This window comes from Burkholderia sp. MSMB1072 (assembly GCF_001524725.1).
Lineage (GTDB): Bacteria > Pseudomonadota > Gammaproteobacteria > Burkholderiales > Burkholderiaceae > Burkholderia.
In genome coordinates this window covers 284,180-308,979 of the sequence record NZ_LOYC01000035.1, presented here as the reverse complement: position 1 = coordinate 308,979, position 24,800 = coordinate 284,180, and the positions used below count along the sequence as shown (strand labels likewise).

Genomic DNA, 24,800 nt, shown 5'->3' with positions numbered 1-24,800 from the left:
CAATCGCATTGACGCCGGTTGAATCATCGTCCGGCCGTCAACGGCGCGGCACGCCGTCGCGCCATTCGCCCCAGTGCGTGACGATGTCCTGCACCAGCGGATTGCCCGCGCGGTACAGATTTTCGGTCGCCGGGGCGAAACCGCCCTGGTCCGCGTAGTTCAGCAGGTTGTCGGCGCTCGTCTGCCCCGCGTACGGCCGATCGAAATCGGACCCCGTGCGCAGCACGGCCACGCGCGACAGGTCGACCCGCTTCACGCTCGCCGCGCGCTTGAGCGCTTCGTACGTCGCGTTGTCTTCCTGCGCGGTCATGCAGTAGGTGCCCTTGCCGTCCGTCAGGATCTTGGTCCACTGGCGTGCGCGCTCGCCGATCAGCGTGCCCGAGAACCACGTGTTGCCCGATGACGTGTCGCACTGGATCACCGTCGGCGGCCGGTTCGCCGGCGCATACGTGAACTTCGCACGCGCGGCCTGCGCCTGCGCGCTATCTGCCAGCACGACGTTGCGCGACAGCGCGTAGGCGGCGTCGGTCAGTTGCGGGTTGAGCTGGAACACTTCGGTGCGATAGTCGAGCGGCGGCTTGTCGTTCGGGCTCTTCGTGTTGATGCCGAGATAGCCGGTGTTCCAGCCGGCCGGAATCTCGCGCGCATCGAGTTCCCACTGCAGGCTGAAATCGACGAGGTATTTCGACCACGCGGCCGATCCGACCGTACCTTGCGCGGGGTCGACGCCCGCGATGCCCGAGACCAGGAAATACGTGCGGCGCAAATCGAAGCGTTGCGAGAACGTGAGCGCCATGATCGTCGCCGACGCATTCGCATAGCCCATGCCGGTCGTGACCACGCACACGTCCTGCTTGTTGCAGTGGACGGCCGGATAGTCGGGCGACAGGCCGGGCACGGCGATGTCGCGCCACGGGCCGAGCCGGTCGAGCCACGCCTGGCCCTCCGGCCCGAACATCGTGATGATCATGACCTTGACCGGGCGGCCATGCGAGCCGGTCTCGGCGAATGCCGCGTTGCCGGCATCGTTGCCCTGGTTGTCCTGCGCGATCGACGGCGCGGTCGCGCAGGCGGCAAGCGAGAATGCGGCGGCGGAAAGAATGGAGCGAGTCAGCATCGGCGTTCCTTGTTTCGGTGACGTTGGGTGAGAACGGCTGTCGGAGACTGCGCGACGAGTATAGAACGGGCATGCGCGATGCGGAACCCGACTACGAAACGACTGGCGATGTTTCGTGCGAACGGATGCGTGTTGCGCGACGGAAAATCGCGCGTTCGTCACCGCCTTTAAAACATCAGGAATGCTATCGGGTTCGTCGCCGCGTGCGACGTCGGCTGCTTCGCGCCGCCCTACACGCGCATCAGCCCAGCCACGCCGTAACCGAGCACGACGAGTGCGGCGACTACATGGCTCGCGGCGAGCCACCCCGGCGATTTCACGAAGCGCCCGATCGCGCTGCCGCCGAACGCGAACACGAGCTGCCCCGCCAGGCTACCCGCAAACACGCACGCGGCGCCGAACAACCAGTGCCGATGCGCACCGGCGGCAGCCGTCGCATAACCGTAGAACAACAGAATGGTCAGCGGGTTCGCGAGCGTGACGAAGAACATCGACATGAACGGGCGATCGCCCGGCGGCGGCGCTCCGTCGCCGTCGAGCGAGCGGCGCCGGTCACGCAGCGCCTCCCACAGCATCCGCGCGCCCATCGCGAGCAACACGAGCACACCGACCATACGGAACAGCGCCAGATGCGACGCAAGCGTGTTCGCGAGCATCGCACCGATCGTGAACGCGACGACCGCATAGCAGCCATCGGCAGCGGCTACCCCGATCGCCGCGCGCACGCCGGCCGCCGTGCCGGCGCGCATGCCGTAATTCGCGATCATCAGCGCGACGGGCCCGACCGACAGCGCGATCGTCAGCCCGAACAGGAAGTCGCTCATCGGTCGTCCAGCGCATCAATTCAATACCGTCGATGGAAGACATCGATTCCAGCGACGTCGAAACGATTCGGTGTGTGAATCGGCACTCAGGCGACGTCGACGCGTGCGGGCCCGTCCACCATCTCGCCGATCACGGCCGCGCGGTCGAACCCGTCGGCACGGAAGCACGCGAGCACGTCGTCGACCGCTTCCGGCGCGCACGCCACCAGCAACCCGCCCGACGTCTGCGGATCGGTCAGCAGCGCCTGCGCGACGGGCGGCAGCCCGTCGGCGAGCCGCACATCGGCGCCGTACGCGGCCCAGTTGCGGCCCGACGCGCCGGTGAACACCCCGTCGGCAACGAACGTCTCGACGCCCGCGAGCCACGGCAGCGACGCATAGTGCACGCGCGCGGCGAGTTGCGCGCCGCGCGCCAGTTCGAGCGTATGGCCGAGCAGCCCGAAGCCCGTGACGTCGGTCAGCGCATGCACGCCCGGCAGCGCGGCGAGCTCGGCGCCCGGCCGGTTCAGCTTGGTGGTGGTCGCGACCATTTGTGCGTAACCGTCGGCATCGAGCTGGTTCTTCTTCAACGCGGCCGACAACACGCCGACGCCGAGCGGCTTGCCGAGCACGAGCACGTCGCCCGCGCGCGCGGCCGCGTTGCGCTTCACGCGCGACGGATGCACGACGCCGATCGCCGCGAGCCCGTAGATCGGCTCGACCGAATCGATCGAATGGCCGCCCGCGACCGGAATGCCGGCATCCGCGCACACCGATTCGCCGCCGCGCAGCACGGCGGCGATCGTCTCGTGCGGCAGCACGTTGATCGGCATGCCGACCAGCGCAAGGGCGAGGATCGGCTTGCCGCCCATCGCGTAGACGTCGGACAGCGCATTGGTCGCCGCGATGCGGCCGAAGTCGAACGGATCGTCGACGATCGGCATGAAGAAATCGGTGGTCGCGACGATCGCCTGCTCGTCGTTGAGCCGGTAGACGGCCGCGTCGTCGGAGGTTTCGGTGCCGACCAGCAGGTCAGGGAACAGCGCGGGCGGCGTCGCGCGCTTGAGCAGCTCGGACAGCACGCCCGGCGCGATCTTGCAGCCGCAGCCGCCCCCGTGCGACAGGCTCGTGAGGCGCGGAACGGCAGGCTGGGCTTGAGTGGCTTCGGTCATCGTCGGCATCCGGTGAATACGGTGAATAACAACGCTCCATTATCGACAATTCCGCGCGAGCGCGCCCGATACCCACATAATTGACGGCCCTTGGCCGCTCCGGCCCTCGCTCGCACCTTCATCGATCGATGGATCACCTCTTCGTCGCCCTCGTGCTGTGCTCGGCTCTGCTGCACGCGATCTGGAACGCGTTCCTCCACGTCAGCGAAGACCGGTTGGTGCAACTCGGCACGATGTCGCTGCCGTATCTCGCGTTCGGCATCGCCGGCGCCGTGCTGCTGCCCGCGCCGGCGCCCGCCGCATGGCCGTACGTCGCCGCATCCGCGGTGCTCGAGGTCGCGTACTGCTTCACGCTCGCGCGCGCATACCGCAACGGCGAATTCGGGCAGATCTATCCGATCGCGCGCGGGATGTCGCCGCTGCTGGTGTCGGTGCTCGCGTTCGCCGTGCTGCACGAACGACCGACTTCGCTCGGCTTCGCGGGCATCGCGCTCGTATCGTTCGGGATCATGTCGCTCGCGCTGCGGCGCGGCTTCAGGTTCTCCGGAGAAGGCGTGCCGTACGCGTTGCTCACGGGCGTGTTCATCGCCGCGTATTCGCTCTGCGACGGCATCGGCTCGCGCGTGTCCGGCAGCGCGCTCGGCTACATCGCATGGGTGTACCTGCTGTGGAGCGTGCCGCAACTCGCGCTCGTCTGCGCATGGCGCGGCGGCCCGCGCGCGGTGCTCGGCTCGCGCACCGCCCTTGCGCAGGGCGCGATCGCCGGCACGATCTCGCTCGCCGCGTACGGGATCGTGATCCTCGCGTACCGGCACCTGCCGGTCGCGACCGTGTCGGCGCTGCGCGAAACGAGCTCGATCTTCGCGGTCGCGATCGGCTGGTTCGCGATGCGCGAGCGGCCTGGTCCGCAGCGGCTCGTCGCATGCGCGCTGGTGGTGACGGGCGCGGCGTTGATCCGGCTGTAACGCCCGCACCGGGCCCATAGCCGGTGCCGGCCTTCACGACCGATTCCGCGAGATGCCCTCTCCGCGCCGCTGCGCCTTGCAATACTGCCCGCCGCTCTTGCCCGAGGGGGAGCCGCATGAACCGGTCGGCGACTCCGGTTCAACGACGCGGAAGCAGGCGGGCTGGCAGCGCGCGAAAAACACGCGCCTCGTTGCGGAGCGTATCGAGCTTCGACGGAATCGCAACGAGTCGATATCGCCGTACTCGCACGTCACGCCACCGCAACGGCCCCGCCGAACGCCCGCTCGTCGATCGCCTCGGCCAGCGTCGCGAACGCCGTCGCGATCTCGTCCTCCGGCACGCATGCATAGCCGAGCAGCAAGCCCGACGCCGCGCGCTCGCGGTGCGCGTAGTAGCCGGACAACGGCCGCACGACGATGTTGCGCTCGAGCGCGGCCTGCGCGACGGCTCGATCGTCGGCACCGTCCGGCAGCCGCGTGACGAGATGCAGCCCCGCGTCGCTGCCGAGCGCGTGCAGCGTATCGCCGTAGCGGCGCGCGACCGCGTCGAGCAGCACCTCGCGGCGTTGTCCGTACAGCGTGCGCATCTTGCGGATATGCGACACGAAGTGCCCTTCCGCGATGAACTCGGCGAGCACGGCCTGCTGCAGCAACTGGCCTTCGCGATACAGCTCGGCGCTCGCGGTCGCGAAACTCTCCGCGAGCGGCTCCGGCGCGACCAGATAGCCGACCCGCAGCCCCGGGAACAGCGTCTTGCCGAAACTCCCGACGTAGATCACCTGCCCGGCCGTGTCCAGCCCCTGCAGCGACGCGAGCGGCCGGCTGCCGTAGCGGAATTCGCTGTCGTAGTCGTCCTCGATGATCCAGCAGCCGTGCTGGCGCGCGTATTCGAGCAACATCCGGCGGCGCGCGAGGCTCATCACCATCCCGAGCGGATACTGATGCGACGGCGTGACGAGCATCAGCTTCGGCGGCGCGGCGAGATCGGCGGCCGACGGCGCGATGCCTTCGTCGTCGACCGGAATCGGCCGCGTGGTGAGCCCCGACACGTTCAGCACGCTGCGCACGCCCCAATAGCACGGATCCTCGGTCCAGATCGCATCGCCCGGATCGGTCAGCAGCCGCACCGCGAGGTCGATCGACTGGTGGATGCCGGTCGTGATCACGATCTGCTCGGGCGTGCAGCGCACCGAGCGCGACGTGCGCAGGTAGTCGGCCAGCGCCTCGCGCAGCAGCGCGAGCCCGCCGCCGGGCGCATAGGTCAGCAGGTCCGGGCGCAAGCGCCGCCAGTACTTGTTGTGCAGCCGCGTCCATACGCGCGCCGGAAATCGCGACACATCGGGCACGCCCGGCATGAACGCGCCGCCCTGACGCTTCGACACGCCGGCGCCTTCGACGAGCCGCGTGCCGCGCGCGGACAGGCGCCGCACGGACGGCGTCACGACGGCCGGCCCGGCCGCCGTGTCGGGGGGCGCGCCGACGATCTCGTCCGGCGCGCTGTCGGCGACGAACGTGCCGCGACCCGTCGCCGAGTGCACATAGCCTTCGAGCACAAGCTGTTCGTATACCTGCGTGACCGTGTTGCGCGCGATCCCGAGCTCGGCGGCCAGCAGCCGCGACGACGGCACGCGCGTGCCGGCCGGCAGTTCGCGCGACAGGATCGCCTGTTGCAGCAGCCGGTGAAGCTGGCGGTAGATCGGCTGTTCGCCGCCGCGCACGAGGCGCTGCGCCAGCCAGTCCGACAACACGCTTGCGCGCATGATTGGCTCCTGAATATTTATTGAAATGGCTCTGATTGCCGGAGCCAAATGTGATTATAGTCGCGTCCATGGGCTGCCAAGGCGCCCGATTTTCTACCCACCGGACCGAACATCAAGGAGATGACCGTGAAGAATGCCGACCTGCAGGCCCGCAAGAACGCCGCCACCCCGCGCGGCGTCGGCGTGATGTGCGACTTCTACGCAGCCCGCGCCGAGAACGCGGAGCTGTGGGATGTCGAAGGCCGCCGCTTCATCGATTTCGCCGCCGGCATCGCGGTGCTGAACACGGGCCACCGCCACCCGAAGATCGTCAAGGCGATCGCGGATCAGTTGAACAGCTTCACGCACACCGCCTACCAGATCGTCCCGTACGCGTCGTACGTCGAGCTGGCGGAAAAGATCAACGCACGCGCGCCGGGCGACTTCCCGAAGAAGACGGCGTTCTTCACGACCGGCGCCGAAGCCGTCGAGAACGCGATCAAGATCGCGCGTGCGGCGACCGGCCGTCCGGGCGTCATCGCATTCTCGGGCGGCTTCCACGGCCGCACGATGATGGGCATGGCGCTGACCGGCAAGGTCGCCCCGTACAAGCTGAACTTCGGCCCGTTCCCGGGCGACGTGTTCCACGCGCCGTACCCGAACGCGCTGCACGGCGTGACGACGGCCGACTCGATCAAGGCGATCGAGATGCTGTTCAAGGCCGACATCGATCCGAAGCGCGTCGCCGCGATCATCTTCGAACCGGTCCAGGGCGAAGGCGGCTTCAACCCGGCGCCAGCCGAGTTCGTGCGCGCGCTGCGCAAGATCTGTAACGAACACGGCATCCTGCTGATCGCCGACGAAGTGCAGACGGGCTTCGCGCGCACCGGCAAGCTGTTCGCGATGCAGCACTACGACGTGCTGGCCGACCTGATCACGATGGCGAAGAGCCTTGCCGGCGGCATGCCGCTGTCGGGCGTCGTCGGCCGTGCGGACGTGATGGACGCGGCCGCGCCCGGCGGCCTCGGCGGCACCTACGCGGGCAACCCGCTGGCCGTCGCGTCGGCGCACGCGGTGCTCGAGATCATCGACGAAGAGAAGCTGTGCGAGCGCGCGACGCAGCTCGGCGACGTGCTGAAGGCGAAGCTGAATGCGCTGCAGGCGGACGTGCCGCAGATCGCCGACGTGCGCGGCCCGGGCGCGATGATCGCGGTCGAATTCCTGAAGCCGGGTTCGGGCGAGCCGGATGCCGAGTTCACGAAGCGCGTGCAGGCGCGTGCGCTCGAGCGCGGGCTGCTGCTGCTCGTGTGCGGCGTGTACTCGAACGTCGTGCGCTTCCTGTTCCCGCTGACGATCCCGCAAGCCGTGTTCGACGAAGCGCTCGCGATCCTCGAGGAAGTGCTGAAGGAAACGGTCGGCGTGCCGGCCTGAGTGCCCCTCCCCGACTGAATGCGCCGCCGCCGTCGTGAAGACGGCGGCGGCCGTTTGCATCCGTCCTTTTCAAAGCAGGTGATTCATATGAGCACGGTTCAGGAAACCCTGGCACTGAAAGATCCGTCGCTGTTCCGCCAAGAGGCGTACGTCAACGGCGAATGGCAACGCGCAACGAACGGCGAGACGTTCGACGTCCGCAACCCGGCGACGGGCGGCCTGCTCGGCACCGTGCCGGCGATGGGCGCGGCGGAAACGCGTCACGCGATCGACGCCGCGAATGCCGCATGGCCGGCGTGGCGCAAGAAGACCGCGAAGGAACGCGCGGTCATCCTGCGCAAGTGGCACGACCTGATGATGGAGAACGCCGACGACCTCGCGCTGATCCTCACCACCGAGCAGGGCAAGTCGCTGGCCGAAGCGAAGGGCGAGATCGGCTACGCGGCATCGTTCCTCGAGTGGTTCGCGGAAGAGGGCAAGCGCGTGTACGGCGACACGATCCCGACGCCGGCGAGCGACAAGCGCATCGTCGTGACGAAGGAAGCGATCGGCGTGTGCGCGGCGATCACGCCGTGGAACTTCCCGGCGGCGATGATCACCCGCAAGGTCGGCCCGGCGCTCGCGGCAGGCTGCCCGATCGTCGTGAAGCCGGCCGAGGCGACGCCGTTCTCCGCGCTCGCGATGGCCGTGCTGGCCGAGCGCGCGGGCGTGCCGGCCGGCGTGTTCAGCGTCGTCACGGGCGACCCGAAGGCGATCGGTGGCGAACTGACGTCGAACCCGATCGTGCGCAAGCTGTCGTTCACGGGCTCGACGCCGGTCGGCCGCCTGCTGATGGCGCAGTGCGCGGCGACGGTCAAGAAGGTGTCGCTGGAGCTCGGCGGCAACGCGCCGTTCATCGTGTTCGACGACGCCGATCTCGATGCGGCCGTGCAGGGCGCGATCGCGTCGAAGTACCGCAACAGCGGCCAGACGTGCGTGTGCACGAACCGCTTCTACGTGCATGAAGCCGTGTACGACCAGTTCGCGCAGAAGCTCGCGGCGGCCGTCGGCCAGTTGAAGGTCGGCCGCGGCACGGAGCCGGGCGTCACGCAAGGTCCGCTGATCAACGAAGCAGCCGTGCTGAAGGTCGAGGCGCACATCGAGGACGCGCTCGCGAAGGGTGCGACCGTCGTGACGGGCGGCAAGCGTCACGCGCTCGGTCACGGCTTCTTCGAGCCAACCGTGCTGACGGGCGTCACGCCGGCGATGAAGGTCGCGAAGGAAGAGACGTTCGGGCCGCTCGCGCCGCTGTTCAAGTTCGGCAGCGACGACGAGGTGATCCGCCTCGCGAACGACACCGAGTTCGGCCTCGCCGCGTACTTCTACAGCCGCGACATCAGCCGCGTGTGGAAGGTCGCCGAAGCGCTCGAATACGGGATGGTCGGCGTGAACACGGGCCTGATCTCGAACGAAGTCGCGCCGTTCGGCGGCGTGAAGCAGTCGGGCCTCGGCCGCGAAGGTTCGCACTACGGCATCGACGACTACGTCGTGATCAAGTACCTCTGCCTGGCCGTCTGACGGTTCAGGGCCTGGCGCGCGAGCGGCAGGCCCCGGCCGCCCGGCCGGAACCGGGCGGTCACGACGCGGGCCGGTATCCTTCTCCGCCGTGCCCGCGTCACCTGCCTTCTCCGCAATCAGCGGAATACGTTCACCGCCTCCACCAGCCGCGTCGCCTGCTGCTTCAGGCTCTCCGACGCCGCCGTGCTCTGCTCGACGAGCGCCGCGTTCTGCTGCGTGATGTTGTCCAGATGCACGACCGCCTGGTCGACCTGCGCGACGCCCGTGCTCTGCTCGGCCGTCGACGAGCTGATTTCCGCGATCAGACCGGACACGCGCTTCACCTGCGTGACGATGTCCTCCATCGTCCGGCCCGCCTCGTCCACGCGCCGCGCGCCCGACTCCACCCGCTCGACGCTCGCGCCGATCAGCGTCTTGATTTCCTTCGCCGCGTTCGCGCTGCGCTGCGCGAGCGCACGCACCTCGCCTGCGACCACCGCGAAACCACGACCCTGCTCGCCCGCGCGTGCTGCCTCGACCGCCGCATTCAGCGCGAGGATGTTGGTCTGGAACGCGATGCCGTCGATCACGCCGATGATGTCGGCAATCTTGCGCGAACTCTCGGTGATCTCGCTCATCGTCGCGACGACCTCGCTCACCGCCTGCCCGCCACGCTCGGCCGCGTCGCTCGCGGAAACGGACAACCGATTCGCCTGCAGCGCCGTTTCCGCATTGCTCGACACGGTGGCCGTCATTTCCGCCATCGACGCGGCGGTCTGCTGCACGCTGGACGCGGCCTGCTCGGTACGCGCGCTGAGGTCGTTGTTGCCTTGCGCGATCTCGTTGCTCGCGCGCTGCACGTTGTGCACCTGCTCGCTGACGTCGTCGACGAGCCAGCGGAACATCAGCCCGAGCTGGTTGATCGTGCGCAGCGTCATGCCGATCTCGTCGACGCGATTCATCCGCACGCCGCGCCGGCTCTCGCCGGTCGCGACGTTCAGCGCCTGCTCGTGCAGCCGCTTCAGCGGTTGCACGATCTGCGCATCGAGCCACCAGCCGGCGGCGGCCGCCACGCCGATCGTCACACCGGCAAACGCCGCGAGCCCGTTGCCGGTCAGCCCGCAGGCCCAGCCCGCGCCGACGACCGCCGGTGCCAGCACACACGATGCCGAATGAACGCGCGCACGCACCGACATCGTCTGCGGCAGCGACGCGATCCGCAGCAGCCCGGTGCGGATGACGAGCCCCTTGTGGAACCGGCGCCGACCGTTCTTGCCTTCGCGAAACGCGCGATACAGCGCGTCCGCGGCCTGGGTCTCGTCGCGCGTCGCCTTCGTGCGCACCGACATGTAGCCCTTCGGCTGCCCGTTGCGCATCACCGGAATCGCGTTCGCGCGCACCCAGTAATGGTCGCCATTCTTGCGGCGGTTCTTCACGAGCGCGGTCCACGGCTCGCCGCGCCTGAGCGTCGCCCACATGTCGGCGAACGCCTCCTTCGGCATGTCCGGGTGCCGCACCACGTTGTGCGGCTGGCCGACGAGTTCCTCGTTCGAGAACCCGCTCACCTGCGCGAACGTCGTGTTCGCGTAGGTGATGACGCTGTCGGCATCGGTCGTCGACATCAGTGTGACGTCGTCGGGAAAATCGAATTCCTGTTGAGTAACGGGCTGGTTGTTGCGCATGCAAGGCTCCGAAAGGCGGATCTGTCGTCCGCATCGCGCTGAAATCGCGCTCAGTAGCCGAAAAACGGTTGATCGCTTTACGACACTCTCGTCCTTTGTCGGCAATGCACCGGGAAACCTTAATCCTGTCGCGCATCATGCATGCAATTCCGCCATTACCATGATTTCGATCAAATATTCCGGCGATAATCGCGGCACGTGTTTATCGACTTGTCACAACGCGCCGCCCGGCGTGCCGATGCCGGCATCCGTTGCGCGCGGCGAAACGATTTGACTTATCCTGCTTCATTCCACCGGAATTCGAATTCGATGAAAAAGGCATTGCACGAACTGAATCGGTTGTCCTGGAATAAGGCGACGGTCGCGCATAACAGCCATAAAGGCGATCAGGCTGCATTTTTCCGCAATGGCGGCTCGACGCTGTTTCCGGAAGAACGCGAACTGCTCGGCGATCTCGCGGGTCTGCGGCTCTTGCACCTGCAATGCAACGCGGGGCAGGACACGCTGAGCCTCGTGCGCGAGGGCGCGAACGCAACCGGCGTCGACATCTCCGACGAGGCGATCGACTTCGCGCGGCAACTGTCGGCCGACGCGGGCCTTCCCGCGCGATTCGAGCGCGCCGACGTACTCGACTGGATGCCCGAAGCCGCCGCGCGCGGCGAGCGCTTCGATCGCGCGTTCACGTCGTACGGCGCGATCTACTGGCTGTCGGACCTGACCGCATGGGCGCACGGGATCGCCTCGCTGCTCGCACCGGGCGGCCGCTTCGCGATGGTCGAGTTCCATCCGTTCTCACTGTATTTCGACGAACACTGGCAGCCGCACTACGACTACTTCAAGGACGACGCGACCGAGGAACCCGCAGGCGTCGGCGATTACGTCGCGGCGTCCGGCACGGGGCTCGGCGCGCAACACGACCGCCCGGGCATCGTCGATTTCGCGAACCCGCATCCGAGCTACGAGTTCATGTGGGGCATCGGCGAAGTAGCGAATGCACTGATATCGGCCGGTCTCGCGATCGATCGCTTGACCGAATATCCGTACGCGAACGGCTGGAAGGGCTTCGACGGCATGCGCGAGCTGGACGGCCGCCGGATGGTGCCGCCCGAAGGCATGCCGCGGTTGCCGTTGATGTACGCAATCGCCGCGCACCGGGTGGCCGCATGACGCGCCGCACCGCCGCCGCGCGCGACGCGCTGTCGGCCCGCCTGCTGGCCCGCGACGACGTGCCGCTCGTGTGGACCATCGACCGGCGTGAAATCATCGAACACCTGTACGTGCTGCGCGACGGCGCGCTGCATCTCGTGCCCGAGTTCTACGACGTGGCCGGCTGGCCCGACGGCGAAGCCGAGCACTACACGCCGATCCTGCTCGACTGTCACGACCGCGGCGGCTGGTTTCTCGGGCGGTTCGACGGCACGCGGCTCGTTGCGGCCGTCGTCGTCGACAGCCGGCCGCTCGGCCCGCGGCGCGACATGCTGCAGTTGAAGTTCCTGCACGTGAGCCACGATTGGCGCGGTTGCGGGCTCGGCGAACAGCTCTATCGCGCGGCGCAGGCGCAGGCACGCACGATGGGCGCCGAGCGTCTGTACGTGTCGGCCACGCCGTCGCAGCGCACGATCGACTTCTACCTGCGGCTCGGCTTCACGGTCAGCGCGGCGCCCGATCCCGAGCTTTACGCACTCGAGCCCGAAGACATTCACCTCGAAGGGCCGACGGCGTGACCGCCCGGCATGCGGATGAAGCGTAGAATTTTGCGCGCCGCCACAGCCCCATCAGTTGCCGTCAGCACGTCACGGAGTGCGACATTGAACGACGACCCGCCACCGCCCGCCACGCCGAAGATCCTCGTCAGCATGTGCGTGGTCGGCCATCCGGTCCGTTACAACGGCTCGGCGAAGACCGCCGCGCACGAGGCGCTCGAACGGTGGCAACGCGAAGGGCGTCTCGTGGCCGTCTGCCCGGAACTGGCGGGCGGCCTCGGCGTGCCGCGCCCGCCTGCCGAGATCGCCGGCGGCGCATCGGGGCAGCAGGTGCTGTCGGGTCACGCCCGCATCGTCGACGTGGACGGCACCGACGTGACGGCCCCGTTCGTGGCCGGCGCGCAAACCGCGCTGGCCCTCGCGCAGGCACACGGCTGCCGCTTCGCGATCCTCGCCGATGGCAGTCCCTCGTGCGGCAGCACGTTCATTTACGACGGAAGTTTCGAGAGCCGGCGGCACGCGGGCGCCGGCGTCACGGCGGCGCTGCTGCGCGCGCATGGCATCGAGGTGTTCGCGGACACCGAGATCGACGCGCTCGACGCACGCCTCAGACAACTGTCGCCGGCCGGTTAACGACGATGGGCGGCACGAGACACCTCGTGCCGCCCATCGTGGCGGAAACGGCGCGGCGGTAAAGCGGCGCGTATCCGGCCGCTTCACCCCATCGCGCCGGTCAGACGCGTTCGATCGCGATCGCGATGCCCTGACCGACGCCGATGCACATCGTGCACAGCGCAAAGCGGCCGTTCGTGCGATGCAACTGGTACATCGCGGTCGTCACGAGGCGCGCACCCGATGCGCCGAGCGGGTGACCGAGCGCGATCGCACCGCCGTTCGGGTTCACGCGCGGATCGTCGTCGGCGACGCCGAGCATGCGCAGCACCGCGAGACCCTGCGACGCGAACGCTTCGTTCAGCTCGATCACGTCGAACTGGTCGATCGTCATCCCGAGCCGCGCGAGCAGCTTCTGCGTGGCCGGCGCGGGGCCGATGCCCATCACGCGCGGCGCGACGCCGGCCGTCGCGATCCCCAGCACGCGGGCGCGCGGCGTCAGGCCGAAGCGCTTCGCGGTTGCCTCGTTCGCCAGCAGCAGCGCGGCGGCGCCGTCGTTGACGCCCGACGCGTTGCCGGCCGTGACCGAGCCGTCCGGGCGCACGACGCCCTTCAGCTTCGCGAGCGCTTCGAGCGACGTTTCGCGCGGATGCTCGTCACGCGACACGACCACGGGATCGCCCTTCTTCTGCGCAATCGTGACTGACACGATTTCCTCGGCGAGCGTACCGTCCTGCTGTGCCCGCGCGGCCTTCTGCTGGCTGCGCAGCGCGAACAGGTCCTGATCCGCGCGGCTGACGTGGTAATCGACTGCGACGTTCTCGGCCGTCTCCGGCATCGAATCGACGCCATACAGCTGCTTCATCAGCGGATTGACGAAACGCCAGCCGATCGTCGTATCGTAGATGTCGGCCTGACGCGCGAATGCGCTCGCGGCCTTGCCCATCACGAACGGCGCACGCGTCATGCTCTCGACGCCGCCCGCCACCATCAGCGCGGCTTCGCCCGACTTGATCGCGCGCGCGGCCACGCCGACCGCATCCATTCCGGAGCCGCACAGGCGATTGATCGTCGAACCCGGCACGCCCTCCGGCAGGCCCGCCAGCAGCGCCGACATGCGCGCGACGTTGCGGTTGTCCTCGCCGGCCTGGTTCGCGCAGCCGTAGATCACGTCGTCGATCGCCGTCCAGTCGACGTCGCGGTTGCGCTCGACGAGCGCCTTGAGCGGCACCGCGCCCAGATCGTCGGCGCGCACGCCGGACAGTGCACCGCCGTAACGCCCGATCGGCGTACGGATCGCATCACACAGAAAAGCTTCGGTCATCAGTGTCTCCGGTCCCGTGAAAGGCTGGGAAATGAACGGGGCGCCCCCTTGCATTGCCCGCCGGGATGCGCTTAAATGTTCTATATACGAACATAAGATCGTGTATCGAACGTTCAACGCATCATAGGGAGTGCAGGGACGACCTGTCAAGGGCGCGGTCCGCCGTGCGGTTGGCGTGTCGGGCCCCTTGCGCTATCTTCTCGGCTGCACGACATTCCAGGCGCTCATGACAACCGACGATATTCAAACGAAACCCGGCGACTCCTATGTGCAGTCGTTCGCGCGCGGCCTCGCGGTGATCCGCGCATTCGACGCGGCGCGCCCGGAGCAGACGCTCACCGAGGTCGCGTCGGCCACCGGCCTCACGCGCGCGGGCGCGCGCCGGATCCTGCTCACGCTGCAGACGCTCGGCTACGTCGAGGCCGACGGCCGGCTGTTCCGGCTCACGCCGAAGATCCTCGAACTCGGCTTCGCGTACCTGACGTCGATGCCGTTCTGGAATCTCGCCGATCCGGTGATGGAGCAGTTGTCCGCGCAAATCCACGAAAGCTGCTCGGCCGCGGTGCTCGACCGCACCGAGATCGTCTACGTGCTGCGCGTGCCGACCCGCAAGATCATGACGATCAACCTGTCGATCGGCAGCCGGCTGCCCGCGTACTGCACGTCGATGGGCCGCGTGCTGCTGTCCGCGCTCGACGACGCGACGCTCGACGAAACGCTCGCGCAAAGCGGGATCCGCGCGCATACGCCGCGCACGATCACCGACATCGGCGAACTCAAGGCGACGATCGCGCAGGTGCGCCAGCAGGGCTGGGCCGTGGTCGACCAGGAGCTCGAAGCGGGGCTGATGTCGCTGTCCGCGCCGATCCGCAACCGGCGCGGGCAGATCATCGCCGCGATGAACATCAGCGGCAACGCACAGCGGCATACCGCGAAGCAGATGGTGAAGGAATTTCTCGGGCCGCTGCAGCAGGCCGCGCAGACGGTATCGGAGCTGGTGGCGCGGCGCGGCTGAGCGATCGTTCGCCCGGCGAACCGGCAAGACGGGGAGGGAGGGATCGCGTGGCGCGAAGCGGATAAAAAGACGGGCGGCATGCGCCGCCCGCTCAACTCTCTGACTCTGTTTGCAACGTCCTTCTCACGGAACACGGAGCGCGCTCCGCATCGCCCAATTTAGGAGCGCGGCAACGCCCGGTCAATTTGACGAGAACGAAATTGCACGGCGCATTTCGGACACCGCGCGCACCCGGCGCCGCTCACGCGCCCAGCAGCATCCCCGTTCGCACCGGCACCGTGCCCGTCACGCGCCCGAGCGGCGCACCGGCCGTCACGAAACGGATCGCGCGCCGCATGTAGAACACGCCATCGGTCGCGCTCGAGATCGTCGTGACCGCATCCGTCAGCGGATCGACGATGTCGAACAGCGGATCGCCCGCACGGATCGTCGCGCCGATCGCCGCACGGTGCACGAGAATCCCGCTCACCGGCGCGTAAAACTGCTCGCTGCCCGCAAGCGGCGTGGCCGGCGCGACCAGCGGCGGCAGCGGCGCACGTTCGCCGCGCACCGCGCCGCACCACACGAGATAGTCGACGAGCGCGTCGGCGTCGCGTTGCGCATAGTCGTACGTCACGTCGCGCTGGCCGCGGCACTCGACGGTCACGGCCACGGTGCCGGCGGCCATCGGCGTGCCCTCCGGCAAATGCGCGCGCAATCGCGACCACAGCAGGTGATGCGCGTCGTCGAACGCATGGCCGCCCGAATCCTCGGCGAGCAGCGACACCTCCGCACCGAGATAACGCGCGAGCGGCTCGACGTCCGGCCACGCGGTATCGCTCGTGTATACGTGCATCACCGCTTCGAGCGAGCAATGCAGGTCGATCACGACGTCGGCGTCGTGCGACAGCTTCAGCAGCGCAAGCTGCAGCGCATCGAATTCGGTGCGCGGCGCGATGTCGTCGAGCGCCGCGCCGACGCATTCGCGCACGATCGCGCGATTGCGCGCGCCGTCGCCGCCCAGCCGGTCGCGCGCCCGCGCGGCGATCTCCGCGAGCGGCAGGAAGCCGCGATTGAAGTTGCGGCCGCTCGCGAGGTCGAAACGGCCGATGAACTGCCCGAGCAGATGATGATTGAGACCGACCGGGTTCGACACCGGCACGAGCACGACTTCGGCCGCGAGCCGGCCTGCGGCATCGAGCTGCGCGAGGCGCTGCTTCAGCACGACCGCCGCGAGCATCGCCGGCGTCTCGTCCGCGTGCAACGCGGCCTGCAGGTAGATCTTGCGGCCGCTGCCGGCCGGCCCGAAATGAAAGCTCGTCAGCGTGCGCTGCGTGCCGATCGACGGCGACAGGAGCGGCGTGGTGCGAATCTGCATCGATGGTCTCGAACGGATGAAAACGGGGAATCGGAACGACGGGCCTGCACGGCGCTCAGTCGCCGTACGGATTGAAATCGAAATACTGCTTCGCGATCCGGTCATACGTACCGTCCTTCAGCATCGACGCGATCGCGCCGTCGATCGACGCCTTGAGCGCGGTATCCGACTGCCGCATGCCGATGCCGACGCCGCGATCGCCCATGTCGAGCGGCGCGCCGACGAATGCGAAGCCCTTGCCGCGCGGCTGGCGCAGGAACCCGTAGTCGGCTTCCACGGTGCCGAGCAGCGCCGCGTCGAGACGGCCGTTCACGAGATCGGCGAACACGTCGTCCTGGCTCTTGTACGGCACCACGCCGACGCCGGCCGGCGCCCAGTGCGCGAGCGCCCACGATTCGAACTGCGTGCCCGACTGCACGCCGACGCGCTTGCCGGCCAGCGACGCCGCCGTGCCGTCGAGCCCGCTGCCGGGCCGCGCGACGAGCCGCGACTTGAAGCGGAACAGCTTCGACGAGAACAGGATCTGTTTCTCGCGCTTCGCGGTGATCGCCATCGACGACAGGATCGCGTCGATCTTGCGCGCCTGCAACGCGGGGATCATCCCGGAGAATTCGAGCTCGACCCACTGGCAGCGCAACTGCGCGCGGCGGCAGATTTCGTTGCCGAGATCGACGTCGAAGCCTTTCAGGCTGCCGTCGGGCGCTTTCGCATCCATCGGCGGATAGGTCGGGTCGATGCCGAGCCGCACCACGTGCGCGTCGAGCGCAAACGCGGACGTGGCCGCCAGGCCAATGCACAGGGAAACGAGCGGGACGAGGAGACGTTTCATGGTCGACGATGGGCAGGTAGCGGGACGAACGGCATGCGCCGGACTGCCTGCGATCGTAGGGGCCGCCGGCTGCCGCCGGAACCATCGGCTGACTTATCATGATCGGTATTTCCGATCACCGGCCTCGCAGCTTCCCATGGCGTTCACGCTGTCCCAGCTCCGCATCTTCCAGGCCGTCGTCGAGCACGGCAGCCTGCGCGCGGCCGCACGCGCGCTCGGTCTCGCGCAAAGCGGCGTCTCGCAGCAACTGCAGAGCCTCGAGGCGACGCTCGGCGCGACGCTGTTCACGCGCACCAATCGCGGGATCGTGCCGACGGCCGTCGGCCAGCGGCTGCTCGCGCGCTCCGGTTCGATCCTCGGCGAATGCGATCAGGCCGAGCGGGAAATTCGTCAGTTGAGCGGCGCCTACGAAGGCACCGTCACGCTCGGCCTCGTGACCGAGCCGCTGATCGACGCGTTCGCGCCGGTGCTGACCGCGTTCCGCGCGCGCTTCGACAAGGTGGACGTGCACCTGCGCACCGGCACGTCGCGGATGATGATCGGCTGGCTGCGCGAAAGCGCGGTCGATTTCGCGATCGCGCTGGTCGCGAAGCAGACCGACACGACCGATCTCGCGGTCACGCCGCTGCGCACGTCGGCGCCGGTGGTCGTCTGCCGCAACGGGCACCCGGCGATGCATGCGCGATCGCTCGCCGAGCTGGCCGGCCACGCGTGGGTGTCCACGCGCTCGCCGAACCTGAGCGCCGACCCGGTCGTCAACCGGCTGCTCGCGTACTTCGACGCGCACGGCCAGCCGCCGCCGAAGATCCTCGCGACCGTCGAAGGGATGTTCGAGACGCTGCAGATCGTCACGCAGACCGATTCCCTCGCGCTCGAAACCGAAACGATCACGCGGCACGGGCCGTTCGCCGGCGCGCTCGTGAAGGTGCCCGTGCGCGAACGGGCCGAAGCGCAGGACGTCTGCCTGCTGCAGCGCGCGGCCGTACCGCTGACGCCGGCCGCGCAGGAACTCGCGACGATGCTCGCGTCGTATCTGAGGGTGGTGAGCGGACGGTAAGCGCATACGGCCGCGCGCGCCGCCCCCATCACGCCTCGCGCGTCAGTCCAGCGATTCGCGCGCGGTCTCGCGCAGCATCGCGACCGCGATCAGCGACAGCACCACGCACGCGGCCACGTAGCCCGCCGGTGCGAGCTTGCTGCCGGTCGTCTTCACGAGCCAGGTCGCGATCAACTGCGCGGTGCCGCCGAAGATCGTCACCGCGAGCGCATACGCGATCGAGATGCCCGTCGCCCGCACGTGGCGCGGCAGCGACTCGCACATCAGCGCCATTTCCGATGCGGAGCCGAGCGAATAGAACAGCAGCATCAGCGCGGTCAGCGGCAGGATCACCGACAGCGTCGGATGATGGTTCATCAGCCAGAATGCCGGAAACAGCAGCGCGACCAGCACGCCGCGGCCGACGAAGATCGGCAGGCGCCGGCTGCCGAGCTTGTCCGACAGCCAGCCGAACAGCGGGCACGTAACCAGCATCACGCAGCCCGACGCGACGCCGACGAACATCGACAGCTTCATCGGCAGGCCGAGCGTGTGGATCGCGTAGGTCGGCATGTAGAACGTCAGGATGTAGGTCGACACCGTGCCGCCCATCACCGTGAGCATCAGCAGCAGCACCGTGCGCGCGTGCTTCGAGAACAGCTCGTGCAGCACGCCGCGCTCGATGCCGTGATGGCGGTCGCCGGGCGCGTCGTCCGCGAGCCGGCGACGCAAAAACATCCCGACCGGCGCGATCAGCACGCCGACGAGGAACGGCAGCCGCCAGCCCCAGCCTTCCAGCGCGTCCTTCGTCATCGTGTTCGACAGCAGCGCCGCGAACCCCGAGCCCATCAGCGCGGCGCCGCCTTGCGTCGCGAGCTGCCAGCTCGCGCGGAACCCGCGGCGCGACGTGCCGCCCTGTTCGAGCAGCGTCGACGTCGCCGCGCCGAATTCGCCGCCTTGCGAGAAGCCCTGCAGCAACCGCGCGAACACCACGAGCAGCGGCGCGGCCACGCCCACCTGCGCATAGGTCGGCGCGATCGCGATCAGGCCGGTGCCGAGCGCCATCAGCATGATCGTCAGGTTCAGCGCGGCCTTGCGCCCCTTGCGGTCGGCATAGACGCCCAGCACGACGCTGCCGAGCGGCCGCGTGAAGAAGCCGGCGGCGAACGTCGCGACCGACAGCAGCAGCGACGTGGTCGGGTCGCTCGACGGGAAGAACAGCTTGCCGATCAGCACCGCGAAGAAGCCGTACACGGTGAAATCGAAGAATTCCAGCCAGTTGCCGATCACGGCCGCGGCGATCGCGCCGCGCCGCGTGACGGCAGGCGCGCCGGGCGCCCCGGCTTCGGCGGCGCCCGGCGACGCGGGGTGCAGCGCGAGATGGTCTTTCTGCATCGCTCTCCTCTCCTCTCAATGCGGCCGGAAGCGCCGGCTGCGCGCCGCCGTTGCGATCACTGCCCGAGGTAACGCTCGACGAGGCGCGTCCAGAACGCGGCGCCGATCGGCAGGTTGCGATCGTTGAAGTCGTATTTCGGGTTGTGCACCATGCAGCCGTCCTCGCCTTCGCCGTTGCCGAGCCGCACGAACGAGCCGGGCCGCTGCTGCAGCATGAATGCGAAATCCTCGCTGCCCATCAGCAGGTCGGCCTGCTCGACCACGTGCGCATCCCCGACGAGTTCGCGCGCGACCTGCGCGGCGAAATCCGTTTCGGCATCCGTATTGACGACGACCGGATAGCCTTCGATGTACTCGACGTTCGCGGTCGCGCCGTAGCTCGCGGCCTGCGTTTCGGCCAGCTCGGTGATGCGACGCTTGAGCAGCGCGCGCACCTCGGGGCTGAACGAACGCACGCTGAGTTCGAGGCGCGCGCCGTTCGGAATCACGTTGTTCGCGGTGCCCGCGTGCATCGAGCCGACCGTGACCACCGCCGGCTGCGACGGGTCGACGTTGCGCGCGACGATCGTCTGCAGCGCCATCACGATGCTCGCCGCGACCACCACCGGGTCGACGGTCAGATGCGGCCGCGCCGCGTGGCCGCCGACGCCTTCGATCGTGACGATCGCCTTGTCGCCCGCCGACATGAACGGGCCGCGCCGCGTGAGGAAGACGCCGGGCGCCGCGCCCGGATGGTTGTGCATGCCGAACACGGCGTCGCACGGGAAACGCTCGAACAGGCCGTCGTCGATCATCTTCTTCGCGCCGCTGTCGACGCCGTGCTCTTCCGCCGGCTGGAAATACAGGTGCACGGTGCCCGAGAAGTTGCGCGTCTTCGCGAGATGCTGCGCGGCGCCGAGCAGCATCGTCGTGTGGCCGTCGTGGCCGCATGCGTGCATCTTGCCGTGCGTGCCGCTCGCATACGGCAGGCCGGTCGCCTCGACGATCGGCAGCGCATCCATGTCCGCGCGAATGCCGATGCTGCGCGCGCCGTCGCCCACCCGCAGCGTGCCGACGACGCCCGTCTTGCCGACCCCGCGCGTCACCTGCCAGCCCCATTGCTCGAGCTTGTCCGCGACGAGCGCGGCCGTGTCGTGCTCTTCGTACGCGAGTTCGGGATGGTGATGGATGTGGTGACGGATCTCGCGCAGCCCGCCTGCGGCGGGCATCAGATCCTCGACTTCGGTGAATCGGGTAGCGGTGGTCATCAAGGGGCTCCTGCCGTTCGTCTGCGCACGCGGGGATGCGTGCGGGAAAGCGAGCCACTATAGCGAGCCGATATCCGCGCAATAAGATGCGGAATTTTTCACCGCGATAAGGTTTTTTAATCAGGGTTAATACGGGGGCATCGGTCCGGTGTGGCTTTCGATCGGATAGGGATACAGGCTCACGATGGATAGCCCGTACACCCAGTCGAAAACGGCTTTCCACCCTGACCGGGAAGCCCGACCCGGCAAGTGGCGCCGCCCTTTCATCGCGTGCCGCGGCGAAGGATGTATCGCAATCGCTTCAAGCCTCGGCCGCCGACGTGACCAACATGTCGATCAAATTGCGGGACGCGGCCGACAGGCGGCGATGCGGCGCGTAGACGACCGAAAACGGCCGTGTGCGCCCGCGCAGATGGGGTAACACTTCGACGAGATTTCCGGCCCGGATCCGATCCTGAACGATGAAGTCGTAGGTCTGGCAGATACCGCCGCCACTCTGCGCCATCGACACGACACCGAGCACATCGTCGGACACCGCGACGTTCGAAGCCGGCAGCCAATCGATGTCCCGATCGCCGTCACGGAATACCCAGGGCGCGATACGGCCGCTGCTGGGCAGCATGAACGGCAAACAAAGATGGTGCTCCAGGTCGGCCACGTTTGCGGGCGTGCCGGCGTGGGCGACGTACTCGGGCGACGCGACAAGGCACAGCGCCGCATCCTCGAGCTTGCGCGCGACCAGACCGCTGTCCGGCAATTCGCCCAGACGGATCGCCAGGTCGAAACCTTCGGCCACGAGATCCACGTTCCGGTTCGCGATGTTCAACTCCACGCGAACGTGCGGGTGTTCCCGCGTGAACCGTCGAAGCAGCGGCGGCAGACGATAGTGCCCGTACGTCGTCGGTACGCTCAGCCGGACATGGCCGGTCAAGGTACCGCCGTGCCCCTGAATGGCCCGCTCGGCGTCATCGATCAGCAAAAACGCCGCGCGCGATTGCTCCAGATAGAGCCTGCCGTGCTCCGTCAGGCTCAACCGCCGCGTGGAACGACGCAACAACTGCGTGCCCAGCCGGGCTTCCAGACGGGTGATGGCCCGGCTCAACACGGACGGCGTGCTGCCCAATGCCACCGCGCCGGCCGTCATCGAGCCTTTTTCGACCACCGTCACGAACGCTTCCACGTCACCGAGATGGTCGAATTTGCGCGCCATCTTGTCCTCCAAAGAACAAAAGATTTACTTTCGCGCGAGTTTATCTCCGCTGGCGAGCCAAATAAAGTGCGTGCGTCGTGACTGCATCGCCGAGTCACCCATTGAAATCCAGGAGCACAGCATGAATGGCCAACATCGCGACCGGCAGGATCTGTCGGTTCTATTCGTACTCACGAGCCACGCGAAGAAAGGCTCGACCGGCGAGCCGACCGGTTTCTATCTCGGCGAAGTGACGCATCCGCTGGCCGAACTGGACGCCGCCGGCATTCCCGTCGAATTCGCGTCCATTCAGGGCGGCGAACCGCCGGTCGACGGGCTCGATCTCGACGACGAAATCAACGCGCGCTATTGGCGCGATGCCGCTTTCCGCGATGCATTGCGCCATACGCAGCGGCTCGGCGACGTCGATGCGTCGAAATACGCGGCGGTCTTCTTTGCCGGCGGTCATGGCGCAATGTGGGATTTTCCCGGCAATGCCGACGTGGAAAAGGTGACGCGCACGATCCATGAAGCGGGTGGCGTGGTCGGCGCCGTCTGTCACGGCCCGGCCGCATTGGTCGACGTGAAGCTCGACGACGGGACATATCTCGTCGCCGGCAAGAATCTGAGCGCATTCACGGACGAAGAAGAACGGGCGGTCCAGCTCGATCGCGTCGTCCCCTTCCTGCTCGCGAGCACCTTGAAGCAGCGTGGCGCACTTCACGATCCCGCGCCGAACTGGACCGCGAAGGTCGTCGTCGACGGACGGCTCGTGACTGGCCAGAACCCGCAGTCGGCTTCCGGCGTAGGCGCCGCGATGCGTCATCTGTTGCTCACCCGTTCACGACAAGCCTGAAACTTCCCGATGGAGAAAACGATGTATTCGATGCGCAAGCTCGCCGTGGCGGCACTGCTCGGCATGGCCGCATACGGCGCTCACGCGGCCAACGTGCTCGTGGTGTTGTCGGATTCCGATCACCTCGACCTGAAGGATGACAAGGTTTTCGCGACGGGCTTCTACCTGAACGAGCTGATGCAGCCCGTGAAGGCGCTGCTCGATGCCGGCCATCAGGTGACCTTCGCCACGCCGCAGGGCAAGGCGCCGACGCTGGACGTCACGTCGGCCGACAAGATGTACTTCGGCGGCGACGACCACGCGATGCGCGACTACCGGGCCTTGCTCGACCGGCTACACATCACGTCGCGCGAGCATTCGCCGGTGATCAGCCTGGCTCGGGTGGAGCAGATCGGTTACGGGAACTTCGACGCCGTCTATGTTCCCGGCGGCCATGCGCCGATGCAGGACCTGTCGACCAGCCCCGCCGTGGGCAGATTGCTGGCCGACTTTCACGCGCGCGGCAAAACCACGGCGCTCGTTTGCCATGGCCCGATCGCGCTGCTGTCGACCCTGCCCGATGCGCCCGGCTTTGCACGAAAGCTCGCGGCGGGAAACGCAGGCGACGGCGACACGAAATGGATCTACGCCGGTTACCGGATGACGGTGATCAGCAACGCGGAAGAAGAGCAAGCCAAAGGGCTGCTCGGCGGCGGCGCGATGAAGTTCTATCCGCAGACTGCATTGCAACGCGCGGGCGGCATTTATAGCAGTAACGAGGTGCCGTTTACCGCGCACGTGGTGACCGACCGCGAATTGATCACCGGACAGAATCCGGCGTCGGCGCTGGACGTCGCCGGCGAAATGCTGAAGCGGCTCAAGTAAGCCGTGCAATCGACCGGCAATGCCGGTTCCTCGATGAGCCAAGGAGAAGCAAACCGTGGATCTGCAACTTGAAGGAAAAACCGCGATCGTCACCGGCGCCACTGCCGGCATCGGCATGGCGATCGCGCGAACGTTGGCCGCGGAAGGTGTCGCGGTCACGATCACCGGGCGGCAACGTGACAAGCTCGACGCGGCCGTGGCCGAGCTTTCCGCTAGCGCGCAGCGTGGCAACGTCCGCGGCATCGTCGCCGACGTGAGCAACGACCGAGGTGCCGCGGAACTGATCGATGCCCAGCCGGACACGGATATTCTCGTGAACAATCTCGGCTACTACGAAGCGAAGCCGTTCGCGGAGATCACCGATGACGACTGGCTGAAAATGATCAACGTCAACGTGATGTCGGGTGTCAGGCTGTCACGTCATTACTTTCCTCGCATGCTTGCGAAGAACTGGGGGCGTGTGATCTTCATGTCCAGCGAAGTCGGCGCATTCACACCGCCGGACATGGTGCACTACGGTGTCAGCAAATCGGCTCAACTCGCGGTCTCGCGCGGAATGGCCGAACTGACGAAGGGAACCGGCGTGACCGTCAACAGCGTACTGCCATCCGCCACGCGATCCGAAGGCATCGTCGCCTATCTTCGGCAAACCGCGCCACAGCCCGATATGACCGATGCGGAAATCGAATCGCACTTCTTCGACACGTATCGTCCAAGCTCGCTGATTGCCCGCATGATCGAGGCCGACGAGATTGCCGCGATGGTGGCGTTGCTGGCCAGTCCTCTTGGCGCGGCATCCAATGGCGCCGCGGTGCGCGTCGAGGGCGGCACCTACCGCTCGATTCTCTGATCGCGAATGCCGACAAGCGGTCCTTGGCGACCGTCGGCTTCTCGCCCCGATACCACGCGACACGGTCGTAGCCGTCCC

23 protein-coding genes are annotated in these 24,800 nt (G+C 67.5%); 12 read left to right on the top strand and 11 right to left on the bottom strand.

All coding sequences use genetic code 11. The features are described 5' to 3' along the window. Positions 1–37: 37 nt before the first annotated feature. The 3 genes from WS89_RS20245 to selD form a co-directional block, all read right to left on the bottom strand. Positions 38–1,117 carry a purine-nucleoside phosphorylase gene (locus tag WS89_RS20245; RefSeq protein WP_059499394.1) on the bottom strand — a complete coding sequence of 360 codons (1,080 nt, stop codon included), beginning with the start codon at positions 1,115–1,117 and terminating at the stop codon, positions 38–40. 230 nt (positions 1,118–1,347) lie between these two features. Beyond that, positions 1,348–1,941 carry a LysE family translocator gene (locus WS89_RS20240; RefSeq protein ID WP_059792957.1) on the bottom strand — a complete coding sequence of 198 codons (594 nt, stop codon included), beginning with the start codon at positions 1,939–1,941 and terminating at the stop codon, positions 1,348–1,350. Positions 1,942–2,027: 86 nt separating this feature from the next. Further along, positions 2,028–3,092: a selenide, water dikinase SelD gene (gene selD / locus WS89_RS20235; RefSeq protein ID WP_082741911.1), complete on the bottom strand. Its 1,065-nt coding sequence runs from the start codon at positions 3,090–3,092 to the stop codon at positions 2,028–2,030. Between the two features lie 128 nt (positions 3,093–3,220). Between selD and WS89_RS20230 the strand changes: the two genes are divergently transcribed. Beyond that, complete coding sequence (locus WS89_RS20230; protein ID WP_059792953.1) at positions 3,221–4,057, top strand: DMT family transporter; 837 nt, start codon at positions 3,221–3,223, stop codon at positions 4,055–4,057. Between the two features lie 251 nt (positions 4,058–4,308). Here the strand turns inward: WS89_RS20230 and pdxR are convergent, their stop codons facing one another. Further along, entirely contained in the window at positions 4,309–5,817 is a 1,509-nt protein-coding gene (gene pdxR / locus WS89_RS20225; protein WP_059792952.1) for a MocR-like pyridoxine biosynthesis transcription factor PdxR, read from the bottom strand. 126 nt (positions 5,818–5,943) lie between these two features. Between pdxR and WS89_RS20220 the strand changes: the two genes are divergently transcribed. Both WS89_RS20220 and gabD read left to right on the top strand, forming a co-directional pair. Next, entirely contained in the window at positions 5,944–7,227 is a 1,284-nt protein-coding gene (locus tag WS89_RS20220) for a 4-aminobutyrate--2-oxoglutarate transaminase (protein ID WP_095211605.1), read from the top strand. Between the two features lie 87 nt (positions 7,228–7,314). Further along, the gene (gene gabD, locus WS89_RS20215; RefSeq protein ID WP_059792951.1) at positions 7,315–8,784 is read left to right on the top strand and encodes an NADP-dependent succinate-semialdehyde dehydrogenase; all 1,470 of its coding nucleotides are present in this window, start codon (positions 7,315–7,317) and stop codon (positions 8,782–8,784) included. A gap of 116 nt (positions 8,785–8,900) precedes the next feature. Here gabD and WS89_RS20210 read toward each other — a convergent pair whose 3' ends face one another. Next, positions 8,901–10,445 carry a methyl-accepting chemotaxis protein gene (locus WS89_RS20210; RefSeq protein ID WP_059792949.1) on the bottom strand — a complete coding sequence of 515 codons (1,545 nt, stop codon included), beginning with the start codon at positions 10,443–10,445 and terminating at the stop codon, positions 8,901–8,903. On the opposite strand from WS89_RS20210, the gene WS89_RS33875 reads away from it, so the two are divergent. From WS89_RS33875 to WS89_RS20195, 4 genes are all read left to right on the top strand, one after another. Then, on the top strand, positions 10,444–10,719 hold the full coding sequence (locus WS89_RS33875) for a hypothetical protein (protein WP_156440575.1): 276 nt from the start codon (positions 10,444–10,446) through the stop codon (positions 10,717–10,719). The genes WS89_RS20210 and WS89_RS33875 overlap by 2 nt on opposite strands. Positions 10,720–10,754: 35 nt before the next feature. Further along, complete coding sequence (locus tag WS89_RS20205; protein ID WP_059792948.1) at positions 10,755–11,612, top strand: class I SAM-dependent methyltransferase; 858 nt, start codon at positions 10,755–10,757, stop codon at positions 11,610–11,612. Continuing rightward, complete coding sequence (locus tag WS89_RS20200; RefSeq protein WP_059499403.1) at positions 11,609–12,169, top strand: GNAT family N-acetyltransferase; 561 nt, start codon at positions 11,609–11,611, stop codon at positions 12,167–12,169. The genes WS89_RS20205 and WS89_RS20200 overlap by 4 nt, the downstream gene beginning before the upstream one ends. A gap of 132 nt (positions 12,170–12,301) precedes the next feature. After that, positions 12,302–12,781, top strand: a complete 480-nt coding sequence (locus WS89_RS20195) for a DUF523 domain-containing protein (RefSeq protein WP_441294215.1) — start codon at positions 12,302–12,304, stop codon at positions 12,779–12,781. A 100-nt stretch (positions 12,782–12,881) separates the two neighbouring features. Here WS89_RS20195 and pcaF read toward each other — a convergent pair whose 3' ends face one another. Then, positions 12,882–14,084 carry a 3-oxoadipyl-CoA thiolase gene (gene pcaF, locus WS89_RS20190; protein ID WP_059499405.1) on the bottom strand — a complete coding sequence of 401 codons (1,203 nt, stop codon included), beginning with the start codon at positions 14,082–14,084 and terminating at the stop codon, positions 12,882–12,884. Between the two features lie 226 nt (positions 14,085–14,310). On the opposite strand from pcaF, the gene WS89_RS20185 reads away from it, so the two are divergent. Next, positions 14,311–15,099 (top strand): IclR family transcriptional regulator, encoded by a 789-nt coding sequence (locus WS89_RS20185; RefSeq protein ID WP_059792947.1) that lies wholly within the window; start codon positions 14,311–14,313, stop codon positions 15,097–15,099. Positions 15,100–15,340: 241 nt separating this feature from the next. On the opposite strand, the gene WS89_RS20180 is transcribed toward WS89_RS20185, so the two are convergent. Beyond that, positions 15,341–16,456 (bottom strand): succinylglutamate desuccinylase/aspartoacylase family protein, encoded by a 1,116-nt coding sequence (locus WS89_RS20180; RefSeq protein ID WP_059792945.1) that lies wholly within the window; start codon positions 16,454–16,456, stop codon positions 15,341–15,343. Positions 16,457–16,511: 55 nt separating this feature from the next. Continuing rightward, the gene (locus tag WS89_RS20175; protein WP_059499408.1) at positions 16,512–17,285 is read right to left on the bottom strand and encodes a transporter substrate-binding domain-containing protein; all 774 of its coding nucleotides are present in this window, start codon (positions 17,283–17,285) and stop codon (positions 16,512–16,514) included. 136 nt (positions 17,286–17,421) lie between these two features. Between WS89_RS20175 and WS89_RS20170 the strand changes: the two genes are divergently transcribed. Continuing rightward, positions 17,422–18,342, top strand: coding sequence for a LysR family transcriptional regulator (locus WS89_RS20170; RefSeq protein ID WP_059792944.1), 921 nt, complete (start codon positions 17,422–17,424; stop codon positions 18,340–18,342). A gap of 42 nt (positions 18,343–18,384) precedes the next feature. Here the strand turns inward: WS89_RS20170 and WS89_RS20165 are convergent, their stop codons facing one another. The 3 genes from WS89_RS20165 to WS89_RS20155 all read right to left on the bottom strand — a co-directional run bounded on the left by WS89_RS20165 (position 18,385) and on the right by WS89_RS20155 (position 22,173). Continuing rightward, positions 18,385–19,716 carry an MFS transporter gene (locus WS89_RS20165; RefSeq protein WP_059499410.1) on the bottom strand — a complete coding sequence of 444 codons (1,332 nt, stop codon included), beginning with the start codon at positions 19,714–19,716 and terminating at the stop codon, positions 18,385–18,387. A 56-nt stretch (positions 19,717–19,772) separates the two neighbouring features. Beyond that, on the bottom strand, positions 19,773–20,963 hold the full coding sequence (locus tag WS89_RS20160; protein ID WP_059792942.1) for a M20 aminoacylase family protein: 1,191 nt from the start codon (positions 20,961–20,963) through the stop codon (positions 19,773–19,775). Positions 20,964–21,264: 301 nt separating this feature from the next. After that, positions 21,265–22,173, bottom strand: a complete 909-nt coding sequence (locus WS89_RS20155; protein ID WP_059792939.1) for a LysR family transcriptional regulator — start codon at positions 22,171–22,173, stop codon at positions 21,265–21,267. A 121-nt stretch (positions 22,174–22,294) separates the two neighbouring features. Here WS89_RS20155 and WS89_RS20150 point away from each other — a divergent pair, with 121 nt between their 5' ends. The 3 genes from WS89_RS20150 to WS89_RS20140 are packed head-to-tail and all read left to right on the top strand — an operon-like array spanning position 22,295 to position 24,722. Then, positions 22,295–23,008 (top strand): type 1 glutamine amidotransferase domain-containing protein, encoded by a 714-nt coding sequence (locus WS89_RS20150; RefSeq protein WP_059792937.1) that lies wholly within the window; start codon positions 22,295–22,297, stop codon positions 23,006–23,008. 9 nt (positions 23,009–23,017) lie between these two features. Continuing rightward, on the top strand, positions 23,018–23,872 hold the full coding sequence (locus WS89_RS20145) for a type 1 glutamine amidotransferase domain-containing protein (RefSeq protein ID WP_257128188.1): 855 nt from the start codon (positions 23,018–23,020) through the stop codon (positions 23,870–23,872). 55 nt (positions 23,873–23,927) lie between these two features. After that, positions 23,928–24,722 (top strand): SDR family NAD(P)-dependent oxidoreductase, encoded by a 795-nt coding sequence (locus WS89_RS20140; RefSeq protein WP_059792935.1) that lies wholly within the window; start codon positions 23,928–23,930, stop codon positions 24,720–24,722. Positions 24,723–24,800: the final 78 nt, after the last annotated feature.